Here is a 448-nt window from a genome sequence, read left to right as displayed (position 1 = left end):
CTCGCGGCGGCGGCCGTGGCCCGCAGCACCGCCCGTGAACGCCTCACCGTCGCCCACTGCGGCCTCACCGCCGCCGAGTCCGCCCACACCCGCGCCCAGGAGGAACTGGCCGACGCCCGCGAACTCGCCCGGCTCCAGCACAGGTTCGCCGAGGCCCAGGACCGTGCCGCGCGCCTCGCGGAGCGGGCGGGGGAGTACGAGGAGACGCGGGCCCGCATGGAGCGCGGCCGCAAGGCCGAGACCGTGGCGCCCGCGCTGGAACTGCGCGAGGAAGCGGAGAACGCGCACCGCCGGGCCGCCCTGGCCGAGGCGGACGCCCGGCGCGCGCTGCCGGAGGACCAGGCCGACTCCGGCGCCCTTGGCCTCGCGGCCGCCGCCCGTCGCGCCGCCGAGGAGCTGGGCTCCCTCGCCTCCGCCCGCCGTGCCGAGCACCGGCTCACCGAACTGC

Annotated in this window: 1 pseudogene; it reads left to right on the top strand. The window is 79.7% G+C overall.

Going from position 1 to position 448, the window contains the following annotated elements:
* Window positions 1-15 precede the first annotated feature (15 nt).
* Window positions 16-448, top strand: a pseudogene (locus GT030_RS24040) (SMC family ATPase); the annotation flags it as partial.

Origin of the sequence: Streptomyces sp. SID1328 (assembly GCF_009865595.1) — a bacterium.
GTDB lineage: Bacteria > Actinomycetota > Actinomycetes > Streptomycetales > Streptomycetaceae > Streptomyces > Streptomyces griseoluteus.
This window is presented reverse-complemented; position numbering and strand designations above follow the sequence as displayed.